At 38.1% G+C, this 23,389-nt stretch carries 23 protein-coding genes; 5 read left to right on the forward strand and 18 right to left on the reverse strand.

Annotation, left to right across the window (positions count from 1 at the left end; translation table 11 throughout):
- Window positions 1–32: 32 nt before the first annotated feature.
- On the forward strand, window positions 33–2,276 hold the full coding sequence (locus JNUCC23_RS17190) for an MMPL family transporter (RefSeq protein WP_454212613.1): 2,244 nt from the start codon (window positions 33–35) through the stop codon (window positions 2,274–2,276).
- 86 nt (window positions 2,277–2,362) lie between these two features.
- On the opposite strand, the gene JNUCC23_RS17195 is transcribed toward JNUCC23_RS17190, so the two are convergent.
- Window positions 2,363–2,518, reverse strand: coding sequence for a hypothetical protein (locus JNUCC23_RS17195; protein ID WP_403068718.1), 156 nt, complete (start codon window positions 2,516–2,518; stop codon window positions 2,363–2,365).
- A gap of 168 nt (window positions 2,519–2,686) precedes the next feature.
- On the opposite strand from JNUCC23_RS17195, the gene JNUCC23_RS17200 reads away from it, so the two are divergent.
- Window positions 2,687–3,115: a YugN family protein gene (locus tag JNUCC23_RS17200; protein ID WP_454212615.1), complete on the forward strand. Its 429-nt coding sequence runs from the start codon at window positions 2,687–2,689 to the stop codon at window positions 3,113–3,115.
- A gap of 469 nt (window positions 3,116–3,584) precedes the next feature.
- Here the strand turns inward: JNUCC23_RS17200 and uvsE are convergent, their stop codons facing one another.
- The gene (gene uvsE, locus JNUCC23_RS17205; protein ID WP_454216109.1) at window positions 3,585–4,550 is read right to left on the reverse strand and encodes a UV DNA damage repair endonuclease UvsE; all 966 of its coding nucleotides are present in this window, start codon (window positions 4,548–4,550) and stop codon (window positions 3,585–3,587) included.
- Window positions 4,551–4,773: 223 nt separating this feature from the next.
- On the opposite strand from uvsE, the gene JNUCC23_RS17210 reads away from it, so the two are divergent.
- Window positions 4,774–5,253, forward strand: coding sequence for a staygreen family protein (locus JNUCC23_RS17210; protein ID WP_454212617.1), 480 nt, complete (start codon window positions 4,774–4,776; stop codon window positions 5,251–5,253).
- A 401-nt stretch (window positions 5,254–5,654) separates the two neighbouring features.
- Complete coding sequence (locus JNUCC23_RS17215; protein WP_454216111.1) at window positions 5,655–6,281, forward strand: hypothetical protein; 627 nt, start codon at window positions 5,655–5,657, stop codon at window positions 6,279–6,281.
- Window positions 6,282–6,534: 253 nt separating this feature from the next.
- Here JNUCC23_RS17215 and JNUCC23_RS17220 read toward each other — a convergent pair whose 3' ends face one another.
- The 5 genes from JNUCC23_RS17220 to JNUCC23_RS17240 form a co-directional block, all read right to left on the reverse strand.
- Entirely contained in the window at window positions 6,535–7,422 is an 888-nt protein-coding gene (locus JNUCC23_RS17220; protein WP_062176449.1) for a mechanosensitive ion channel family protein, read from the reverse strand.
- 297 nt (window positions 7,423–7,719) lie between these two features.
- Entirely contained in the window at window positions 7,720–8,109 is a 390-nt protein-coding gene (locus JNUCC23_RS17225; RefSeq protein ID WP_403068709.1) for a sporulation protein, read from the reverse strand.
- Window positions 8,110–8,130: 21 nt separating this feature from the next.
- Complete coding sequence (locus JNUCC23_RS17230; protein WP_253722338.1) at window positions 8,131–8,256, reverse strand: FbpB family small basic protein; 126 nt, start codon at window positions 8,254–8,256, stop codon at window positions 8,131–8,133.
- A 336-nt stretch (window positions 8,257–8,592) separates the two neighbouring features.
- Complete coding sequence (locus tag JNUCC23_RS17235) at window positions 8,593–10,002, reverse strand: amino acid permease (RefSeq protein ID WP_403068703.1); 1,410 nt, start codon at window positions 10,000–10,002, stop codon at window positions 8,593–8,595.
- A gap of 526 nt (window positions 10,003–10,528) precedes the next feature.
- Entirely contained in the window at window positions 10,529–10,885 is a 357-nt protein-coding gene (locus tag JNUCC23_RS17240) for a winged helix-turn-helix transcriptional regulator (RefSeq protein ID WP_253722334.1), read from the reverse strand.
- Between the two features lie 137 nt (window positions 10,886–11,022).
- On the opposite strand from JNUCC23_RS17240, the gene JNUCC23_RS17245 reads away from it, so the two are divergent.
- The gene (locus tag JNUCC23_RS17245) at window positions 11,023–11,652 is read left to right on the forward strand and encodes a nitroreductase family protein (RefSeq protein WP_454212621.1); all 630 of its coding nucleotides are present in this window, start codon (window positions 11,023–11,025) and stop codon (window positions 11,650–11,652) included.
- Between the two features lie 101 nt (window positions 11,653–11,753).
- Here JNUCC23_RS17245 and JNUCC23_RS17250 read toward each other — a convergent pair whose 3' ends face one another.
- The 11 genes from JNUCC23_RS17250 to JNUCC23_RS17300 form a co-directional block, all read right to left on the reverse strand.
- Entirely contained in the window at window positions 11,754–12,257 is a 504-nt protein-coding gene (locus JNUCC23_RS17250; protein ID WP_454212623.1) for an N-acetyltransferase family protein, read from the reverse strand.
- Between the two features lie 760 nt (window positions 12,258–13,017).
- Window positions 13,018–13,911 carry a phosphate ABC transporter permease PstA gene (gene pstA / locus JNUCC23_RS17255; RefSeq protein WP_454212625.1) on the reverse strand — a complete coding sequence of 298 codons (894 nt, stop codon included), beginning with the start codon at window positions 13,909–13,911 and terminating at the stop codon, window positions 13,018–13,020.
- A 4-nt stretch (window positions 13,912–13,915) separates the two neighbouring features.
- Entirely contained in the window at window positions 13,916–14,791 is an 876-nt protein-coding gene (pstC, locus tag JNUCC23_RS17260; RefSeq protein WP_454216113.1) for a phosphate ABC transporter permease subunit PstC, read from the reverse strand.
- A 200-nt stretch (window positions 14,792–14,991) separates the two neighbouring features.
- Complete coding sequence (locus tag JNUCC23_RS17265) at window positions 14,992–15,858, reverse strand: phosphate ABC transporter substrate-binding protein (protein WP_454216115.1); 867 nt, start codon at window positions 15,856–15,858, stop codon at window positions 14,992–14,994.
- Between the two features lie 20 nt (window positions 15,859–15,878).
- The gene (locus JNUCC23_RS17270; RefSeq protein ID WP_454212627.1) at window positions 15,879–17,660 is read right to left on the reverse strand and encodes a stalk domain-containing protein; all 1,782 of its coding nucleotides are present in this window, start codon (window positions 17,658–17,660) and stop codon (window positions 15,879–15,881) included.
- A gap of 1,029 nt (window positions 17,661–18,689) precedes the next feature.
- Window positions 18,690–19,934 carry a beta-ketoacyl-ACP synthase II gene (gene fabF, locus JNUCC23_RS17275; RefSeq protein ID WP_403068684.1) on the reverse strand — a complete coding sequence of 415 codons (1,245 nt, stop codon included), beginning with the start codon at window positions 19,932–19,934 and terminating at the stop codon, window positions 18,690–18,692.
- Window positions 19,931–20,473, reverse strand: coding sequence for a TetR/AcrR family transcriptional regulator (locus JNUCC23_RS17280; RefSeq protein ID WP_403068681.1), 543 nt, complete (start codon window positions 20,471–20,473; stop codon window positions 19,931–19,933). Before JNUCC23_RS17280 ends, fabF begins: the two co-directional genes overlap by 4 nt.
- A 242-nt stretch (window positions 20,474–20,715) precedes the next feature.
- Window positions 20,716–21,147 carry an OsmC family protein gene (locus tag JNUCC23_RS17285; RefSeq protein WP_403068678.1) on the reverse strand — a complete coding sequence of 144 codons (432 nt, stop codon included), beginning with the start codon at window positions 21,145–21,147 and terminating at the stop codon, window positions 20,716–20,718.
- Between the two features lie 13 nt (window positions 21,148–21,160).
- On the reverse strand, window positions 21,161–21,910 hold the full coding sequence (locus tag JNUCC23_RS17290) for an amino acid ABC transporter ATP-binding protein (RefSeq protein WP_403068675.1): 750 nt from the start codon (window positions 21,908–21,910) through the stop codon (window positions 21,161–21,163).
- A gap of 14 nt (window positions 21,911–21,924) precedes the next feature.
- Window positions 21,925–22,569 carry an amino acid ABC transporter permease gene (locus tag JNUCC23_RS17295; RefSeq protein WP_062176414.1) on the reverse strand — a complete coding sequence of 215 codons (645 nt, stop codon included), beginning with the start codon at window positions 22,567–22,569 and terminating at the stop codon, window positions 21,925–21,927.
- 22 nt (window positions 22,570–22,591) lie between these two features.
- Window positions 22,592–23,362, reverse strand: coding sequence for a transporter substrate-binding domain-containing protein (locus JNUCC23_RS17300; protein WP_454216117.1), 771 nt, complete (start codon window positions 23,360–23,362; stop codon window positions 22,592–22,594).
- Window positions 23,363–23,389 lie beyond the last annotated feature (27 nt).

Raw genomic sequence — 23,389 nt, forward strand, 5'->3', positions numbered from 1 at the left:
TAATAATCATTCAATTGAAAAGGTGGTTCTTTATGAAAAATCCATGGTATTTATATGGAACATTTGTTGGAGGTTTAAAGACTCGCTGGATTACGCTGGTAATATGGGTGCTTCTAACCATCGTTTTATCTTTTACTTGGCCAGCGATCAATTCAGTCGAAGATGATACGGCAGCAGACCTTCCTGATTCATCCATGTCACAACAAGCGGACAGACTCATCAAAAAGGAATTTCCAAACGATGCTGGAATCCCCGTTCTTATCGTATGGCACAAAGATAACAAGCTAAATAATCAGGACTATCAAGCGATTCAAACTGTTTATAAGCAGCTAAAAGATAAACCATTAACAAAACAATCGACTTTACCACCATTTGATACGATTCCCGAACAGGTACTTTCGCAAAGTGTTTCAAAGGATGGTACAACTCTAGTCACTCCGATATTTTTTGACAAAAATGCTGGAACGGAAACTCTTCAAGGTAATATGGATGAACTACAGAAAATAGTAAAGAGTACATTAAACGAAGATCCATTTAAACGAAAGCTATCTGATTCTGGTTTACATGTTCGGTTATCCGGGCCTGTTGGTATTCAAACGGATGCTGTTAGTTTATTCAGCCAAGCAGATGTCAAATTATTAATTGCGACTGTACTTCTTGTTTTAGTCCTATTAATTCTTCTCTATCGCTCACCTGTTCTGGCAATTTTACCGTTAATTGTGGTTGGCTTTGCTTATGGTATCATCAGTCCAACTCTTGGTTTTTTAGCGAATAAAGGCTGGATCACAGCTGATGCCCAAGGTGTTTCCATTATGACAGTGCTATTGTTCGGAGCTGGAACGGATTATTGTTTATTCCTCATTTCCAGATATCGAGAATTTTTGCTTCACGAGAAAAATACATTTAAAGCCTTACAACTTGCCATGAAAGAATCCGGCGGGGCTATTTCGATGAGTGCTCTAACTGTCGTGATAGGATTAGGTACATTATTGCTTGCTCATTTCGGTTCTTTCCATCGGTTTGCCGTTCCATTTAGTCTCGCCGTTCTATTGATGGGGATTGCAGCATTAACACTTCTTCCAGCTTTGCTTGCCATTTTTGGAAGGGCAGCATTTTACCCGTTTATTCCAAGAACGAACGAAATGACAGACGAATGGGCTAAAAAGAAAGGGAAAACAATTAAACTTAGAAAATCACAAGGGGTCTTTAGTAAGGCGCTTGGCCGACTCGTGACCCGACGTCCATGGACAGTGATCATTACAACGCTCATTCTACTTGGAGGATTGGCTGCCGTTGTTCCACGTATTCAATATACGTATGATTTATTGGAGTCTTTTCCTAAAGACATGCCCTCAAGGGAAGGGTTTGATTTAATCTCTGATCATTTTTCTCCGGGTGGATTGGCACCTCTCCAAATTGTTGTTGATACAAACGGAAAAGACATCTCTTTAAAAAAAGAATTGGAACAACTTTCTTTCGTAGCGGAAGTGACTGAGCCCGTGAAAGGAAAATATAATCATCAATTGCAAATGTACGAAGTGTCCTTGGCTGAGAATCCCTATTCCATTAAAGCGTTGAGTCGGATTCCGGAGTTAAGAAGTCATTTGAAAAAGACGTTAACAAACGCTAGTGTCCAAGATACCGAGAACCATGTTTGGATTGGTGGTGAAACTGCCTCATTATATGATACAAAAGTAATAACAGAACGGGATGAATCTGTTATTATCCCTGTTATAATTTGTATTATTTCATTATTGTTGCTGTTATACTTACGCTCTATCATTGCCATGATTTATTTGATTTTAACTGTAGTTTTATCATACTTTTCTGCACTAGGTGCGGGCTGGCTTATTCTTCACTTCGGGCTTGGAGCCCCTGCCATTCAAGGGGCAATTCCTTTATATGCCTTCGTCTTCCTTGTTGCATTAGGTGAGGATTATAATATTTTTATGGTTTCGGAAATATGGAAGAAAAAACAGACTCAAACTCATCTTGATGCTGTTGCGGGCGGAGTGGTTCAAACCGGAAGTGTGATCACTTCGGCCGGTTTAATCTTAGCTGGAACATTTGCTGTTTTGGCTACTTTACCTATTCAAGTGCTTGTTCAATTTGGCATTGTTACAGCAATCGGTGTGCTATTAGATACATTTATCGTTCGTCCACTTCTCGTGCCTGCGATTACCGCTGTTCTGGGTCGATTCGCTTTCTGGCCAGGTAAACTTTGGAAGAAGGATGACTTATCGCAAAAGTATAATACAGATAATAATATGGAGTAAATCCGTTGCATAATAAATCCCGAGGATAGGTATATTTCCTCGGGTTTTATTATGCAAAGGGCTGAAATAATCACAATAAAGGCTTATCAACTATTTTTGTAAGCCTCTTTAGCGTTTGGATCAGGTTGTCCGTAACCGGTAATCTTTCCTGCATGTTCTTCATGATACTTCGATCCTGAACCCGGTTGATTGCCGGATTGCCTTCTTTGTTTCTCACCATTAGTACGTTGCTGGTTTGACAATATAAGCACCTCCCTTGTTCATTAGGATTTGTTACCCCCTTGAAATTATTCGAAGCATGCTGAAAGAGAGATAATAACATTTTCGGAAATTCTCACTGAAGGTCGGGTATTTTATTCACTTTTAAGTTAAGACTAGTAACTGACATTTAATATGGGAGTGAAGGAAAATTGTTTCAATTACATACAGATATTGAAGGAAAAAGGGCGTATTTTGGTGCAGTTCGTGATATCTTCCATTCTTACGGATGTAGTTTTTGCAGTAATTTTGATTATGAACAAGGGAAATTCGACGCATTGTTATGGCGTGATAGAGGGGAGTCTATTTATCTAAGAGTCCCCATTCATGTTTTGGATGGGGCTTTAGATCATCCTAGTGCATTGATTGAGTTTGGAAAACCTTTTGTTATCAAGCATGTTGTCAATTTTGGGCTTGATCATGATGAAAATTCATTTCTAACTGCTACTACCGGGCTTGATCAATTTCAAACACCATTGGATAATGACGACTATATCCATGATAAAAGCAGATGGGCTAAAGCCGGAGAAGAAACAATTCAACAAGTCTATCGTTCGATCAATGGATTATTAGTTTCCTAATGACACACCATGAAAACAACAACGGAAAAGGGCTGTCCCATACCGAAAGGATCAGACCCTTTTCCATTCATCTCGTGAAGTAGCGTTGTAAATAATAAACATGCTCTTGATCTTCAGCTAATATCTCTGCGATTAATTGCTGGCTTTCATGATCGAAATCCTCTCTCACGATTTCTGCCGACAACATCCCGTAATACCCCTTCCCCTTTATTACACTCTCCATCATTCTAACCAAGGTTTCAGGAATCATAATTTGACTAAAAAAACCTTGCACTGATCCAATCATGCCTTCATCACTAACCAGTATTCCCAGATTTTGAATCCTTTCCTCAACTTTTAAGGCGTGGTTTTTATGTTCTTCAAGGGGAGCCCGTAGAAAACGAACGCCTGCAGCAGAAAGCAACAGCCATGATTAACAGAGCTTTTGTAAAAAACGATTTGTAAATCATTTACTTCATTGGCCCATCATTCATTTTAAATGAAAAGAAGAGCCATCAATTATTTCCACATCATCCCTCGCTTTAATCTCCTCCATTAAACTAAAAAGTGCTTCGTCTTTCTTTTTCGCTTCAATCATACAGTCAATTTGCTTAATGCTGCCTTTAATTTCTTTTAGAAACTGAAAGAACATGTTCACATCAATAAAATCAGCATGGTGGCGAAATGCCTGTTCGCTTCTTGGACTAGATATATGCATTTTCACAGGGAGAGAAGAATGCTTCCACGTTTGGATGACTCGGTTCCAATGAATTTCCCAATCAGCATTCCGATGGTGAGCAAGATGATGGTGATAATCGAAGACAAGAGGAATATCCAGTTTTTCACATAAGTAAAGAGTATCCTCTAGCGTAAATGAAGTATCGTCATTTTCAAGCATAATCATGTTTTGAATCGATCTTGGGACGACCATCCAATTATCTATAAATCGTTCAAGCGATACATCTGTCTCCTTATAATTACCGCCCACATGCATAACACAGCGATGAGTCGGTTCAATTCCCATCCTTTTTAATAATAAATAATGCATTTTCAACGTTTGAATGGAGCTTATTAAAACCTCTTTCTTCATGGAATTAATGAGAACAAAGTGATCCGCATGAAAATCAATTCTTATTTCGTGTTCTTTTGCAAAATCACCAATCTCATGCAGCAGTTGATACAGGGGCTTCAGATAATTCCAATCAAGAAGTTCTTCATGGTTGGCCAGAGGGATTAGACGAGAAGATAAACGATAAAAATGGATATCAGATTCTGCATTATGCCTTAGAATTCTAAGTGTATTTTGTAAATTCGATAATGAAATACGTTCCAATTTGCGAACAGCAGCTTCCCTGTCAGCAATTTTCTGGAATTGCTTAAATGTCATGGTTTGCGAGGGAGATGCGTTCTTTAATTCCATGCTCATTGCTACATAACCGAGCCGTACAATCGTCATTTTTTGCACCTCATTCCAAAAAGTAGTTACTCTTCCCATTCACCAGTCCATCCCTACACTGGATATACGTGAAGCGACATCCCAATACGGATCCATGTTTCTCCTTCATTACAGTAAAAACTCCAAGGATGCATTTACCAGTTTAACGCATCTTTTAGAACCAATTATTTTTTTTAACATATGATTCCATATCATTATCTTCTTAATGAAAGAAGTGGTCATCATGAGTACATTTAATGCCTCAAAGTTAAGTACTACGTTTTTGGCATCTACCACTGAATGTTTGCCTGTTGATGGTCGAAAATATACGCTGACGCATTCTGATGCTACTGGGAAATTATTTTTAAGTATTGGCAATCACTATAACCTTCCTGCCATAAATGCAAAAATCCGAGATGAGGTTTTAGCAGAATGGATCTCGCAATATGAGCAGTTTATATGTAAAGGCAAAGTGTATGTAAGCGGAAGAGAATTCGATGAACATTCCTCTAAACAACGCTTTATAATTTTCCAAAGAGAAATCAAACTTGCCTTAACTGCCATCTTTTACGGTGATCGTAGATTGTTCAGCTATTATCCACAACTGCTGGATTCCGCCATCTTGATTCATTTTGAATCCATTTTCCCTCAATATAATCAAGTTCTTTACTATGGTACCCCACGTCAATATTTAAATCCCATCTTTTTTCCAGATGTTACTTAGTGATTCGTTGCCCTTGACGCTTTGCAAAACCCCGACATGAAAATATAAAAACACAGTTCATGTTAAATCGCATTTTCTATTTATCCAGTTTTTACAGTTTTAATAATAGCAACAAGATGACAGTTTAGTGCCGCCGTTAGACTGTTTACTGGATTTAATATAAAAGGATATTCCTCCATCTAAATAAGATTTAAATAAAGTTTACGAACACAGCATTGTTGTACAGAAGCACATTATTGCTTTACAAACAGGCGAGCCCTTCATTTTCATTAGAAAGAAGCACTAGTTTATATAACATTTGTCCAATCTCCTTTAACTCCATGCTCATATATTGAAAAAGACAAGGAGATGAGAGAATGACTCACGATAGACATTTAAAAAATAACCATATACTTCCTCCTATGGAATCAACGGATGAACACATTGAAGAAAGAGCACAACTTTCAGCATCATTACAAGAATGCGTCGATCGTGCCTTCCGAATCCCGATTTTTTTAAGTACGACTAATACCCTTAATACCAAACAAGGGCGGTTTCTAGATCGACTTATCTCAGAGATTGAGCAAGCCTTACTTTTTCCACGGACATTGCCTAGTAGTGAACAGTATCCCGAAACAATTTTGACAAGCATTCGTCGATTGGTTTTATCGAGTTATGGATTGTTAGCAATAAACTTTCGACGATTTCTCGTTGAATTCATTGACACCAATGTAGGACCATTACCCTCAACTACTCCATTTTGGGAGGGGTCCGTGTTTTTGCAAATTGAACCATCGATGGCTTTTCAACATGGTCTACCCATATTATTAGTAAGAGAAAAAGGTACGGACGTAAATAATGGAATTTGGGCAGGTGGAATCGCTCCACTCAATACATTTATAGAGTGGGATTCTGAAAATCAAACCGTTGATCAATTCTTTAATAGTATTCAATGGCGGGAGGCCTTTGCCAACTGGAGTGCAGAGGTTAGGAATGGTTATTTCATACAGACAGAACCAAAATTCAAGTATGGCTGCAACAATATGTAGGGCCTTATTTACCTGAACATGAATATCCTCCATACCGAACCGACTAAATGATATATTTCAACCTCTTCCCATATTCCGTATTTTTTACTTCGAAATAAAAAGAACCTTGCACACATATAGCAAGGTTCTTCGTATTATGATATTTGGCACCCAAATTACTTGTGTAATGTAACGTTTTTTGTCTAGTAGAATCATGAAACTGATTTTACGATGCTATATTCTTTAAGCGGAGCTTTTTCATAAGTATACAAATTCACTCATTCGCCGAGAAATATTGCCCTTCACTTTTCTCAGATTGCATCATTAAATTGGCTGCCGGCATCTGTACCTCATTGTCATAAAAAACAGACATCAGTTCGAATCTTACATCTCGTGAAGTTTGAAAATAGTCCTCAGGGTTCACCAAGCCTACGATACAAAGTTCATAGCCGAGATACTTTTGATTTGGATTTAAATTAGTAACGCCAATATACCGAAAATCCTGTTCAGGCTCTCCATCCTCTAATGGTAATAAACTTTGATGATACTTTTCATTACAAATTTTACACACTTCCTCTAACAAGAGCTCCATTCGTCTTGGGTCCTCCTGATAACTTACAGTAACCCTTTCGATTATACGCATTCTTCCTTTATTATAATTCTGAATCGTCCTAATTTCTCCGTGAGGAATCGTAAGAAGCTTACCCGACCACTCGCGAATCTGCATAAAACGGATCCCAATTTCCTCAACCGTACCTGAACTTGTTCCGTTAAACGTGACAAAGTTGCCAACGCGAAATTCATTATCAGATAATCGAGTGACGCCAAGTAAAATGTCCTTCAACATTTGCTGTGCAGCAAAACCAATAATTACCCCAATAATCCCCGCTCCAGCAAGTAATCCTTTTAGATCGATGAATTGTCCAATCAAGTAGATAATAAAGACTGTCACGAATCCGTATCTTAACGTTGAACGAATGACACTTTGTATCGTCTTTTCAATTTCTTCTTCAAAAAATGTAGATTTTCCGAAGAACCAGGCCACCGTTCGGTTTATGATATAGGAAAGGATTATTAACACTAATCCCAATAATATTAATTTTAAAATTAAAAAATCATCTATATAGTCTGATATTTTTTTTGTAAAAGTTAAAATACTCACATTTTCACCTCAGTAGCATGAAATCCATTATCAGCGACTATCTTTTTAATGTTAGGCTAAGCCGATGAATTTATCCTTGTTTTAACCGGCTGAAGTACTCTTATTAATGATCATTCACTTAATTACGTTGACTAACAATTCAACTATATAGGTTGAAGACATGTTCTCAGTTTTATTTTCATTCTGGATCGATACAACTCGTTGGCATCTAATTTGCAATTTCCGATCGTAATGTTGATCTTCGGTATCAAAGAGATGGTATCGAGATGGGATGCTTCCTTCTACATCCCACTACTTTTAAATAATCTGAATAAGATCCGAATCTTTGCTGGCCATCCCTTTATCAAAAGTTAGCCTTGTTTTAAATTGATAATCCATTCCTTTAGGTGAAGGAAAAGTTGGCAGCTGAAAGAAAAACGGGATTTCGTTTACTTCTTCTGCGGCAATATCTCTTGAAGACAAGATCATCGTTGTATCGATTATCGTCTCTGTACCCTTGACATAATCAAACATGATCAAATCACACTCAATTCGTTTCATTTGTTGTTTTATCGTACCACCTTTTATCAAAAAATACCCTTGAATAGATTCTCCAGGATGATATATTTCTTTAGGTAAGATAAGATCAATTTGCGCTGAACCGATCCCTAATAGTGACATCGATTTTCTTAGTATCAAAGAATGCACTCCTTCATTTTTTATATCGATTTATTTAGAATTAGAATATTTTTCATCCATTTGCTTTTCAATTTTTTCAAGTTTTGCTACATCTTTAAGAATGGCTTCTCTATTTTTTCTAATTAATTCAGTTAATGATTGGACTCTTTTTTTCACTAGATTCTCACCTCTATTCATTTTTTTCATCACTAGATGAATCGCTTAGTTGAATTGAAAACAAAAAACCTTTACCCGAAAGGTAAAGGTTTTTGAATACGTATAAAGACCTTTACCAATAGGTAAGGTCTGGCTAACAACGTTATGTTGCCAACAAAGCCGAGAGTGTAACACTCCGTAATGACGACCTTGCTGTAAAAGCTACTCCCCTTAGGAGAAACTATTCAACTGTATATAGCTATCTTAAAATAAAGTTATAGAGTTTGTCAATTTTTTATATTCGCGAAAGAGCAAAGGATCACACCCTTATGAGACATCCTCTTCTAAAATCATTACTTAGACTTCGTTTTCCTTTACTGCAGCAACTGGTTTAACCCATTTATAGAAAAATAGACTGCTCAGTAGCAGAACAATTCCCATTGAGAAGGTTTTCAGGTCGGCTGTTCCTGCGTAGATCACCCAGATAGAGTAAAGTAATGCAAAAGCAGCAATGATACCATCTGCGATTCTTCCTTTCCCATCTGCATATGTGTCACCTGTTATTACCAATTTCAACTGAAAAAGCGATGAGATCAGATAAGGGACTAAATAAGAAAGGGTCGCAACAACGATCATAAACTGAAAGGCCGCTGAAATCGAACTCGAAATGGTTGAGAAGATGAACAGTTGCCCAACTGCATTCGTGACAATCATCGAGAAAACCGGCATACCGTTTTTATTCGTTTTCAAGAATTGAGGCATAAACATGCCTTGCTTTGCAGCTTGATAAGGTACTTCTGCACTGAGCATAATCCAACCAATCGTCGAACCGAAAAAGCTGACCAATCCGATAGCAGCGAGAATTTTCCCGCCAACCGGTCCCGTTACGGTTGAGAAAGCATCTATCAATGGCTTTTCGGATGTGACTAATTGATCATGTGGTAATAAGCCCATAACAAGCGTACTGATGCCAATATAGATGGCAAGCGCAATGAATAATCCCAATACAGTGGCACGCTTCACATCAACTTGTCGTTTCGCACGTGATCCGAAGACAACCGCTGATTCAACTCCAATAAACGCCCAAAGAGTTATCACAGCTGCACTATTCACTTGTCCAAGCAAGCTAACTGACTGGCCGAGCTCATTAACAGTTGGTGCGACAAATGGCATAATATTGGCTTTTTCGAAGGCAAATAAACCAATCACAATAAACAAGAAGAAACTTACTACCTTTGCTGCCGTTGCAATAAAGTTTATTTTACCAGCTCGATTAGCTCCTTGTAGTACGATGAAATGAACACCCCATAACAGAACCGTACATACGATAAAGGTTAACGCATTTCCAACCTTTAACGTAAAATCACCAAAAGTGAATAATTCCGCCTGGCTTACTAAAATCGGGAAGAAAGTCGATAAATAGCCGGCAAACGATGTAATGACCGCAATATTTCCGATTAGGCTCCCAATCCAATATCCCCAAGTTGACATAAATCCTGATAAAGTTGACATCTTGCTACCAGACTTAAATAATTCCTTCGCATAAAGCTGCGGTCCGCCTGTTAAATGCGGTTTTCTAAGCGAAAGATTTCCAAATACTAATGCAAGGATCAGTACACCAAATCCGGTTACAAGCCAAGCCGATACAACTCCGAGGGGGCTTGCCACTGAGCGTAAGGATCCAGGCAACATAAAGATCCCCGTACCAACCATATTTCCAACGACAAGCGCCGTTAATATCCAAAACCCAAGTTTTTTTGTACTCATGTAAAATCTCCTTTTCTAAGTTGTTTGATTGCATTGTAAGGAGACGATTTCTTGTCAATTATATGCAAAACGAATGAGATATTTATTCAATAACTCGTATTAATATAAAAGCAGCCACAACAAAAGTCAATGGAATAACCGACCTTCAGAATTGGGTGAAAAATAAGTTAAGTATCGTTTATCTGCCAAAGAAGCAACTTAGTGTTAAAACGCTTCGATTTAATTTGAAAGAAGGCTTAATAAAATAGGAAAACTAACTAAAATAAAGAGGCAAAGTGTAACAGTAATTTTATAGATTTCTACTCAAACTCCAGTTGAGCTTGTTATTCAATTGGTAACGCTGTTTTAAGTTAACAATGCATCGCCCCTGTGTCCTTCCTAGGAAAAAGAGTCTCAGATAAAAGCGGCTTTCTCCAATTAAACAAGGGCTCAATATTGTTGCCCTTTGAATTAGAAACAATTTTAACATCATATAATGTAATTTCTAGACACAAAAAAAACAGAATTCCCGCTTTGAGAACCCTGCCTAGTCATTTTCTATCTTATTCTGAAGTGCTTCACGCAATCCAATCCAGTCTCTTACCGCAATAATGACTTCCTGTAAAGCTAGACCGCTCGGCGTTAGTTCATATTCCACCTTCTTTACGGACGATTCTAGGAAGTTTTTCGTGACGAGCCCCTCTTTGACCAATTCATTCAGTCGTTCTGTTAAGAGTCTATCGGAAATTCCAGGAATACTGGCGACAATTTCATAATAACGCTTCGGTCCAGACATTAATGTATAAATGATTACACCCATCCATCTTCTACCAATAAATTCAATCGTATCGTGAAAATTACTGCAGACATGTGATGAATTCTTGCAATTGTATGGCTGATTCAATAAAATAAGCCCCCATTCGAATTTTCTATCTTTAATCATAGCACGAAACTTTATGGTTGACGCATCAAACTTACTAATGGTAAGTTATATTCAATAACTTATTATTAGTAAGTTTATATACCTAGGAGGCAACGACAATGACTACATCAACAAGCTCAAAATTATATGATCTAATGACTGCAAGGAAATCTGTAAGAGTATACGATCCTAATTTTCAAATAACCAAAGAAGAAATTGAGGACATGTTGAAGCAAGCAACAACAGCTCCTTCATCAAGTAACCTGCAACCTTGGAGCTTTCTTGTCATTCAAGATCAAGACGTAAAGAAAGAACTAAGAGCAATCGCATTTAACCAAGCACAAGTCGAATCTTCATCCGCAGTTATTGCCATTTTGGGTAATAGCGACATGTATAAAAAAGTAGATCAAATATATACACAAAATGTAGCAGAAGGCCATATGGATGAGTCAACCAAAGAGCTAATGATTGCAAATACGAATGCTACTTATCCGAAAGCTTCAAAAGATGCAAGAATGAATATCGCGGCTTTCGACGCTGGACTTGTTTCCATGCAATTGATGCTGATCGCTAAGGAAAAAGGCTATGATACGGTAACAATGGGCGGCTTCGATAAAGCGAAATTCACAGAAAGATTCGAGCTTCCAGAACACATCTTCCCAATTGTTCTAATCGCATTAGGTAAAGCAGCTGCGCCAGCGCACGGATCTTCCCGCCTGCCGTTGGAAGAAGTTGCACGCTTTATTTAATTCTAATCGCTCCATTCATAACGAAACTGCTATGCACATCAGCGGTTTCGTTTTTTTAGGTTAGGAGATGTCGAATCGCAAATTTTAGATTTATTACAACCTTATAAAAATAAAACCATATGCTCCTCATCTAAGTATACATCGCCTAGTTTCAGTGCTTTTTCTTCGAGACCAAACACCTTGAAACCGAGATTGCTATATAGCTTTTTAGCACCTTCATTGCTTGCAACGACTGATAAGTTCAATTTTTCAATTCCCCGAACGTTCCTCGCAAAGTTTATGGCCTTACTCATCAAAGCTTTTCCCACCCCAAGACCTTGTTGATTCTTTTTAACGAACATGCCAAAAATATCTGCTCGGTGCCGCTGCTTTTCGCGCATTTCTTGAACAAGTGTCACAATACCAACCAGTTCACCATCTACAAAGGCACCAAAAGTATAACTGCCTTCTGCTTCAAGTCTATCTTTAGCTTCCTGAATCGGATCTTCTTTCGCAATTGCCTCCTCATAACTTGTAGCAAATGCTTCGGGAAATGCCTGAAATGCTTCTAAACGTAACGTCCAATATTTTTCTGCATCTACTGCTCTCAATATACGAATATTCAAATTTCTTCCCCCCTTTTACCCCCAGTTATTCTAATGAAACTTCATCTTCTTTTCCTCGATTACATCTCGTACTTGCTAACTATCATTTGTATACCTACATAGATACTAATCTTATCTTCGTATCTTAGCTTTGTCTAATGATTTATCACGAATACTACTACCCTCTTTAATAAAGTGAAGCTTCAATCAGTGGGGGTTTTTCTTCATCCCCCACTGATTGTGAGGCCCGTTCTAGAGTCGCTAATATCTTCGCTCCGCTTCAATAAAGCGGCTCTACGAACTTGATTCAATGATTCACAGACTAAGTACGCCGCGTCCTGCGGCAACGTCTGTGTGACCCACATCCTGTGGGCCTCAACTAAACCTCTGCTCACGCATTGGTAAGTTTCACTGTATCTCACCAATCGGGATCTTACATTAAAAAGCGAGGCGACTGCCCAGCCCCGACAAGCATAAGCTGTAATACGACGTGGCGTAGTTTGCCACAGAGTATTACAGCTTATGACCTCGAGGGGCTAGGAGCTGCAACTAGATTAAAGGCAGTTGTCCCCCACCTACGCTTCTTCAATTCTCCTAAACCTTGAGGTGAAGGTCTTACTGCCCATTAATGCGGGATAAATATTCTACTCCTTATCCATCAATTAAAGTATATTTAGAAATTAATGCAGAAAACTAAAGGCTTATTCCATCAATATCTTTTCAAAACTATAAAAGTCAGTTCCTCAAGAATTCTTGAATAACTGACTTGATTATACTACTCTTAATGTTTCCACATTCTAAAATCACGAAATAAGAGTGGCAGTCTTATGATCATATTAATAAGCAGGATGCATAGAATCATGACGGCTGCAGAGCGGTCGGCAATTTGTTTAGCATCTTCAACAAGGGCTTCTGATTGGACATACCATAAATGAACGGGCAATGTACCTCCTTGAGACATTGGATTAAAATCCCACATAATGCCTGAGGTACCTGTTCCACCAGCTAACAGAATGACAGCTGATTCACCAAAAGCCCTACAAGCGGCTAGAGCGCTTCCCGTAATAATACCTGATAATGCTGCCGGAATAATCACTTTCCAAATGGTTTGTGATTTTGTGGCTCCTAACGCATAAGATGCTTCCCTTAACTCAGTCGGAACTGCTTGAATCGCTTCTTCAGTAACCCTAGTAATTACTGGTAGATTTAGTAACGAAAGAGCAATCCCAGCTCCCAATATCGTTAAGCCAATTTGAAAAACATCGACAAACAGTACATAGCCAAATAAACCAAAGATAATTGAAGGTACAGAGGCAAGGCTTTCTACACTTGTTCGGATGAATCCTGTTAAGTGATTTTTTGGTGCATATTCTGCTAAGTAGATGCCTGAGCCAATCCCTATTGGAAGAGACAGGATCATTGAGATTAGAAGAATGTAAATGGAGTTGAATAGGAAAGGGCCTACTCCACCTCCAGCCTCGATTTCATCAGGTAATCCAGTGAGGAAATGTAACGATATTCCCGGAAGGCCATTCCATAATATCCGAATCAAAAGAAAAGTAACTAATAATAGAATCATACTAGCAACTAACCAAAGGCTGTATGTAAAGATTTTATCCATGGCAACGGGACTCTTTCGCCTTACCACATATTTTCTAAAAATCTGTTCATTCATGAGGTTACTCTCCTTTTCCCCTAATTCTTCTTATTATAAGAATCATGAGGGAAGAAATGATTAACAATAAAAAAGCCATCATGTATAAGGCGTAATTCCAAGTTGAATCAAATTGTACATCGATAATTTGCATGACGATATTACTTGTTAAGACTGCTGTAGGCGTTAATAAATCGCCAGGAATTTGCGCCGTATTTCCGATTACCATTACAACAGCCATTGTCTCACCAATCGCCCTAGCCATCCCAAGTACCGTTGCTGTTAAGATTCCTGGTTTCGCAGCTGGTAGAATAACCCGAAAAATAGACTGAAAGCGCGTGCTCCCTAGTGCATAAGCAGCTTCACGCAAATCTTTAGGCACAGCTGTGATTGCATCATCACTAATTCTTGTGATCGTCGGCAACACCATAACCGTCAGGACGAGTGATGCAGCAAGCAGACCGTCTCCCATAATTGAACCCGTTATATTTCGTAAAAGTGGAATGAGCAATGTTAGTCCTAAATAACCGTAAATAATGGAAGGAATTCCAACTAATAAATCTAGCATTGGCCGAAGTATCTTCTTTACCCAATCTGGTGCTACCTCAACAATAAAGACCGCTAAAGCTAAAGAAAGCGGAACAGCAAAACACATCGTTAAGGCAGTTAGTGACAACGTTCCTAAGATAAAAATCGCTGCGCCATAGTTTCCATCATATGGTTCCCAAGTTGTTGAAAAAAAGAATTCCATCACGGATACATCCTTAAATACAAGCAAACCGGTCTTCCCAATGAATAGAACGATACAGAAGAGAACGACTCCTAGCATTAAAGCACTAAGTAAGCAAAATATAAAAAACAAATAATTTCTAACGTACTTTGTTCTGGCTTTTATTTTCAATCCATGAACAGGTAAGTAGGCTGATGATTTTATATTCCCTTCTAATTTCACCTTAAATCCCCCTGGAATAAAGTAAAAAAGATGACTTAAAAGGGGGTGATTCCCTCATATGAAGATGATTAAAATGAGCATCTTCATATGAGGGGTCTGACCCCATACTAGGTCATCCTTCACTAATCTATTATTTATCAATGAAACGATTATTTCATTTGGCTTAGTGGAATAAATTTCAATGTTTTCAATGAACCATTTTGAAATTTACTTGATTGGATGTATTTAATGAATTCAGCGTCTGCACCTTTTGGTTGGCCCTTAGTCAATAAATAGCCGTAAGACCAAACAGGATATTTACCATTCACAACGTTTTGAGTAGTAGCAGCCACACCATTATAGCTTACAGCTTTAACATTTCCTTTAACATAAGCTAAATCTGTATAGCCAATTGCATTTGGGTTAGATTCTACTGCTGCTAACATTTCACCACTTTTTCCAACTTCTTTATAATTATCGCCTTTTGACATAAAGCTAGCATTTTTCAATGCTTTCGCTTGAAAGTTGACGCGAGTTCCTGAACCGTGCTTTCTATTTACAACAACAATCTGTGCATCTTTACCACCAACTTGTTTCCAGTTCGTGACTTTCCCAGCATAAATATCTTGTAATTGCTTTGTTGTTAAGTTTTTTACAGGATTAGATTTGTGAACGATTGTTGCAAATGGAATAGCTGCAATCTTATGAGCAACTAGTCCTTTAAATGCTGAAAACCCTTGTACCGCTTTAGTAGCATCCCAGTCACTTGCTCCAATTGTCGCTGCACCTTTCAAAACAGACTGTGGCCCAGCAATGGAAGAAGAACCTGAAACTGAAACCGTTACTTTCGGATTTACTTTCTTAAATTCCTTTGCAGCTTGTTGAGTCAGTGGTAGTAAAGCAGTCGAACCTGCAATTGTGATTTTCCCTGATACTGTAGATGCTGCACTTGCTTTTGTAATAAACCCTCCAAATGAAAAACCAATGAACATGATAATTGCCATTATTGCTACAGTAAAGCGTTTTACATTTTTCATCATTTTATTTCGCCCCTTTATTATTTAGTTACTGCTTCAAAGAATCCGTTCTTCACAACCATTAACACATCGCCATTTTTCCCTGGTGATGTAACAGCCATTCTTTTTCCATCTATCGATACAGAGAAGGAAGTAAGCTCTAATTTTGTTTGTGCGACTTTCGTTAATGCTTTCGTGGATGCATTCACTTCATAAATCACTTGATATCCATTTTTTTCAGCTACTAAAATGAATAGCTTACCTTGTGCAGTAACAACGGTTTGGATGATGTCCTTATTCGTGACTAACGGTAAAACTTTGTTACTTTGATCAATCATGTATAAAACTGGCATTACATTACTGTCAGTTGAGTAACTAGTATACACAACATTTCCATTATTCAGTAAATTCACAAAAACTTTATTGTCTTTTGTAACTGTTAATTGTAAAGGCTTAAGTTCAGCCGCATTTAAATCCAGTGAAAACAACTGTGGTTCCGTATCCGTTAAGTCGATATCCGATACGTCCGTATTATCTGAGTCTGTATAATTGGTTTTAGCTTCATTTGACACAGAATAAATCAGCTTTTGCCCGTCATTGGAAAGGTGGAGGTCGGATTTATATTTGAAAGCATCCGCGTAAACTTTTGTTAATGCACCGTCTTTCACATTCACGTTATAGATTTTATCTGTATCTTTTCCATTAAAGAAATACACTTTATCTTCATTTTTAGACCAGACAAATTCGAATTTTTCGTTATCGTCCAGATCATTCAAAATAACCGTTTTATTCGTGGTCAAATTGGTTAGATAGATGATTCCCTTTTCGTCCGTATAAATGGCACTTTTCCCACTTGGTGAAACAGAAACTTCTGTGCCACTGATTTCAAGTGATGACTTCTTACTATCAACATTAATTAAGTAATTTTTCGCACCTGATGTCGTTTCGTTACCGGCTAGGACTGTTGTATTGTTAACCCACTGTGGATTGAATGTATCACCGCTAATTAATCCCGAAACTGAAATGAATGGTCCGTTTTGAGTAGTGACCAATTCCCCTCCAATTATTGTAGTTAAATCTTTTAAATCCGCATATACAATACCTTTTACTTTGATTGGGTAATTCCCAATTTTTATTTTCTTGCCATTTTGTGTGACCGTATTTTCTAAAATTTTAAAGCTGCTTGTCTTTCCTTTTTGTTTGATTGTGACCAGATTGTCCTTATCCGTATTTACAGTAGCCGCATACCAATTTGCAAGATCTGAAACGGAGTATAACGACTTACCACCAATCATTACGGTACGGATTTTTTTAGGCTGCCCATCCACTTGCAAGGATGATGTTTGCCATTTAATTGAACTAGCTGTTGATACTAACAATCCATTGTCCAGTAATAGATCTCCTCCAAATGCCTGTATGAAAGATTTCGCTTCAACGAACAAAGAATTCCCTACAATTTTCGGTGCAGCATTTAGCTTTACTTCTTTTCCATTTATTTTTGTAGACCCTTTACTGGCCACTACCACGATGCTTACCTTTTTAGTACCAGTTTTTTTTGAAAAAGTGAATGCTTTTGACTTTTTTTCATAGCTGACTGTTGCAGACATTAATTTTGCTAGATCACTAGCAGAGTAGAGCTTTTGCTTATTCGATACTGTGTATTGAATATCTCTCAATTGTCCATTTACCAATACTTTTTCTTTACTGAACTCCCCTTTTTGTTGAACCGATGCAGCACTCACCTCATGTGGCAAAATAGGTGTGACTACACTTCCAGCTAACACAGATGTTGCAATAATAAGCGTTGATAATTGTTTTTTCATCCCTTTTCCTCCATCTTTTTTCTAGGACTATTGATCCAAACCTAACAAATCCTCCTTTTAAAAATTAGGAAATCTAGTACATTAGTAATTATAATTAACTATTGTTAACTGATTATTAAGAATTATGAGAAACCAAAGGTTTGTTGCTGTTTTTTGTTAATAAAAAGTAAATTTTTCCACCCCTATACTCACGAAATTAATAAAAGGTAACAAATAATCACCACATTAGCTTTAAATAAGTCAGTTCTTTTCCGCATGTACAATAGTATTATTTTCTTGTTCATCACATGGATTCTCTTATATAATTCTTTTCATATAGTATTATTTGGAAATGATAACTTGAAACATCTCTATCTTCTTCGGAGAAAATAACTTGCACTGTTTACCACGGAGTATTACTTAAACGAACTAGATTCCATGAGCATTTTGGGATGGGATCTAGTTCGTTCGAAGGTGCTTTTTACTCGTTAATAAAGGAGCATTTTTTTTTGCTCCCGTACATTTTTCTTATTTGTGTATACGACATTGACATTCCATCTATTCTCACTTGTTCCATCGCGTACATATACTATTTTTTATGTTGAGCTGAGTTTGATATTTCTACATTTCTTATAGCATCTCTAAATTCACCATTCCGAATTAAAATTTTGTATTTTTTCCCACACCCTTTACACCAGCACTTTCCCTACTATAGTCGGACTATTAAAACGATTAAATATTATAGGGGATTACATTGATAAAGTATTATCTTTGTAATAAAAATCCTTTTATTTAGCAATCCACTTAAAAGTCTTGAAAGGCAGAAAGCCAATCAAAGGTTTAAATAAATTATTATGATTTAAAACTTCATCTATAGAATTACCAAACATATCAAGGTTTCAACAAAAAGTTCCCCATCCATGTAAGTGATGCCATTAATCACAAAAAAAAGGTAAGCAAACATATTAACATACCTAATATGTGCCTACCTTTATTGATCTATAAATTTCGAGTATAAAATAGACCTATTTCACTCAGAACTCTCATTTATTACCGTTCATTTTCCGTAAACTTCTTAAACACTAGCACGGCATTATGTCCACCAAATCCAAAGCCGTTAGAAAGAGCATAATTTACTGTTTCTTCTACAGCTTGATTCGGAATGTAATTTAGGTCGCACTCTTCGTCCGGCTCTTCATAGTTAATTGTTGGAGGTAAAATCCCTTCCTGGATACTTTTCACTGTGATGACACCTTCTACACCGCCAGCTGCGCCGAACAGATGACCTGTCATGGATTTAGTAGAGCTAACTTTTAGCTTGTAGGCGTGTTCGCCAAATACATGCTTAATCGCATTCGTTTCAGACTTGTCCCCTTCAGGTGTGCTCGTTCCGTGTGCGTTGATATAATCAATTTGTTCTGGATTGATTTTTGCCATCTGTATCGCTTTTTCCATTGCTTTAGCAGCACCTAAGTAATCAGGAGAAGTAATATGATGCGCATCTGTCGAGGATCCGTATCCAACAATTTCTCCTAAAATTACAGCGCCTCTCTTTTTGGCATGCTCATATTCTTCAAGCATTAACACACCTGCACCTTCAGACATAACGAAACCGTCGCGTTCCTTATCAAACGGTCTGCTTGCCTTTTGGGGTTCTTCGTTTCGGGTGGACATCGCACGCATACGTGAAAATCCTGCAAATGACAGTGGATTTATCGTCGCTTCAGCGCCACCAGCAAGTATCGCATCTGAATAACCATGATGGATGTTTAAAAAAGCCTCGCCAATCGCCTGATTACCAGTCGCACAGGCAGATACCGGTGAGAAACTTGGACCAGCAAACCCAGTTTTTATGGCAATGATTCCTGATGCCATATTACTAATCATCATCGGTACCATAAATGGTGACACTCTTCTCGGCCCTTTTTCTAGCAACGCCTTATGATTCTCAAGCGTCGTATCAATCCCGCCAATACCTGAACCGACGTAAACACCGTACCGGTCATTCGTCTCTGTCTCCAAAACCAATCCTGACTGATCAAGCGCTTGCTTTGCTGCAGCATATCCATATTGAATAAATCTATCGTATCTGCCGATTTCCTTATTATCTAAGTACGACTCTGGCGCAAAATCGTCAATATATCCGCCAATTTGTGTATTAATCCCATCAAATTCGTCTGATGTAATTTTCTTTATTCCTGATTTACCTTCTTTTATATGATTCCAAAATGTATCTACATCATTTCCTAAAGGGGATACGACCCCATAACCTGTTACAACAACTCTTCGACTCATTGCAATATCTCCTCCAATTGATAACTTATTGTCTCCATTATTTCCCCACCAACTGCTCGTCTATACTGCAACGCGCCTTTCATAGCGGATAATAATAGGATTGCCTTGGCTTCATTTTTATTTATATCTTTATGTACGTTTTGAAGTAATTCAGCTACACAGCCTAATTCTTTTTTCGTTACATCTTGAACAGATTGCTTGAGGATTTCAGGTAAGTACGGAAAATCCGCTTGAAACGCTGAAATTGGACAAATCTCATCTACATCAATGTGAGAAATCCTCATTCTAAAAAACTCCATCGGCTTTTCTTTCGGATCAATATGCATACCATTAATGGCCAATATCATTTGATCCAACCCTGTTTCCAGCCTGTCACAAACAGCAAGCCCTAAACTCTCTTTTTTTTCAAAGTGGTAATGAATACTTGCTTTCGTCAAACCAAGCTCTTTTGATAGATGATCATAGCTGAAAGATAGATAGCCTCTTTTTTTTATATGCACTAATGCCCTTTCAATGATTTGTTCTTTTCTATTTTCCATATCTACACACTAACTTACTACTAAGTAAGTGTCAACGTTAGAGAACATTATTTGACCTTCAATATTCATTGAACACATCTGAATACTATTCTATTTGTTTAAGACAGAAAAAGTGAGTTTCCCTTAGTGTTATCGGTATTACAATCTGCACGAAAACACCGACCTATTATTTGGACGGTGTTTTCGTGTTTTGTTTATCAAAGCTAAAATGAATCTCGGTTATATTTTCACGCAAAAAGGAGTTATGCTTTTACAGGGCGTTCCTGCTTTTCGCCATTTAAGACAAGGTGGAAGATAATATCTGCTTTCAATGAATTTGATACCGAACAGTATTTCTCTTTACCTAGGTCGATGGCTCGCCACACTCGTTTGCTGTCGACAGTTCCATTAATGGTAAACGTGACGTTAATCGTTGTAAATGCTTTTGGCATGTCTTCTTCTCTTGTGCCATCTGTTTCGATTTCCAGTGTATCTACTTCAGATAAATATGGTCTTAGGATCATCGTAACATCAATCCCAATACAACCAGCAAGAGACGCGAGCAACATTTCGGTTGGGGTAACTCCCTTGCCTTCCCCGAAGTATTTTTCTGTTGCATCCATTTTCACTTCATATCCTGAATCGCCGACTGCTGTGAAGGCGCGTTGTCCTGTCCATTTCGTTAGTACTTTCATGCTGATCCCTCTTTCAATTAGTGACTTCTTCCATTTTCAAAAATTTTCGTGCTCGTTCTGTTTTTGGCCGGTTAAAGAATTCTTCTGATGTTCCTTCTTCCACAATCACGCCATCAGCCATAAACACAATTCGGTCGGCAACTTCACGCGCAAACTCCATTTCGTGCGTCACAATAACCATTGTCATACCCGTATGAGCGAGCTCTTTAATAACAGCTAGAACCTCATCCACTAATTCTGGGTCAAGAGCAGAAGTTGGCTCATCAAAAAGCATAAGATCCGGTTCCATCGCCAGTGCTCTTGCAATGGCTACCCTTTGCTGTTGGCCGCCAGAGAGTCTTTGCGGATATTGATCTTTCTTTTCAAATAATCCAACTCGCTTAAGCAGGTTTTCCCCTAAAATAATTGCTTTCTCTTTCGGGCTTTTTTTGACAATAAGCAATGCTTCTACGACGTTTTGCAACACGGTTTTATGTGGGTATAGATTAAATTGTTGAAAGACCATTCCAGTATGTAGTCGAATTTTACGAATTTGTTTGTTTCGTTCTCTTGGCGATTGGTTCGCATCCACTTCAATTTCGCCTACTTGGATCCTGCCGCCTGACAATTCCTCTAACCCATTAAAACAACGCAACAAAGTACTTTTCCCTGAACCACTTGGACCAAGAATAGCGACTACTTCACCTGTCTCTACAGACAAATTGATTTCTTTTAATACTTCAAGTCCTGAAAAACTCTTTGATAGATCGTTTGTTTTTATCATAGGGATCACCATACTTATTCATAAATTGATAGCCGTTTCTCGATTCGCTCTAAAATGAAGGAAAATCCCGTACTAAGGATCCAATACATCACCGCAATGGCTAGATAAAACGGCATGTACACATAATACTGCGCAATTAAAAGCTGCGCCGAGCGAAGCAATTCGGTGACAGTAATAACGGATACGAGCGATGTTTCCTTAAGCATCCCGATGAAGGTATTTCCTGCTGGCGGTATCGCAATCCGAATCGCTTGCGGTAGAATGATTCTCTTCATGGTTTGGATCGGTGTCATTCCCGATGCATATGCGGCTTCATATTGTCCCTTTGGAATCGCTTGTATCGCACCACGCAATGTTTCTGATAAATAGGCACCGATGCTAATACTTAACGCAATATATGCGGCAGTCAACGGTTTAAGGTTTAAGCCATAATCCGCTAATCCATAATAAATAATGATAATCTGCACAAGTGTTGGCGTTCCTCGAATAATCGATACATAAGCACGCGCCAACCATCTAATTGGCCGGTTTCCTTTCAGTCTCGCGATTGCAACAATAATCGCAAGTATCGATCCGAAAAACATCGATACAATGGTGATAAGGAGCGTATAATAGGCTCCTTGTAATAAAAATGGCAAATTAGACCATATAATATCCATTTACTTATCCAGCCCTTCCTCTTTACTCAGCTGGTTCTTCATTAAACCACTTCATATAAATATTTTTATACGTTCCGTCTGCTTTCATTTCTGCTAAAATTCGGTCCAGCTCTTTTAGAAATGGTTCATTTCCTTTGCGAACAGCAATACCTGCTTGATCAGACTTCACCGGTTCGCCCACCGTTTTAATTTTAAAACCATTCTTCTCAACGATCGGTTTAATGGCATACATGTTATTAATCGTTGCATCAATTCTGCCTGTATCCAAATCCTTCAATGATGTAATCACATCATCATACGTTTTGATTGTAAAATCGCCTACTTTTGGCATTAACTCTGTACGAAGATAGGTCTCGTCATTTGTTCCTAACCCGACGCCAATATTCTTCCCTTTAAAATCATCAACAGACTTGATCGTATTATTCGCTTCTTGAACAATGGCCTTTACGTGATTTGTAATATACGGCTTTGTAAAATCCATTTGTTTCTTCCGCTCATCCGTAATCGTCATTTGGCTGATTACAACATCAAACTTATTCGTTTGCAGTCCCGCAATCATTCCCGAGAATTCTTGAGCGACAAACTCAGCCTTTACCCCTAAACGTTTCGCGACTTCCTTGGCAATGTCTACATCGAAACCGTCCATTTTTTTGTTTTCATTTAAGAAATTATAGGGCTGATACGTTCCCATGACACCGACCCGTAATGTGCCTCGATCCTTCACCTCTTGAAGTAATTCTTTTTTCGCATTGCTGGCGTTATCTTTTGTACCGCATGCACTTACTATCATCATGATAGCCACTAGAAAAATCAGTAGGGA

This window comes from Peribacillus sp. JNUCC 23 (assembly GCF_053653995.1).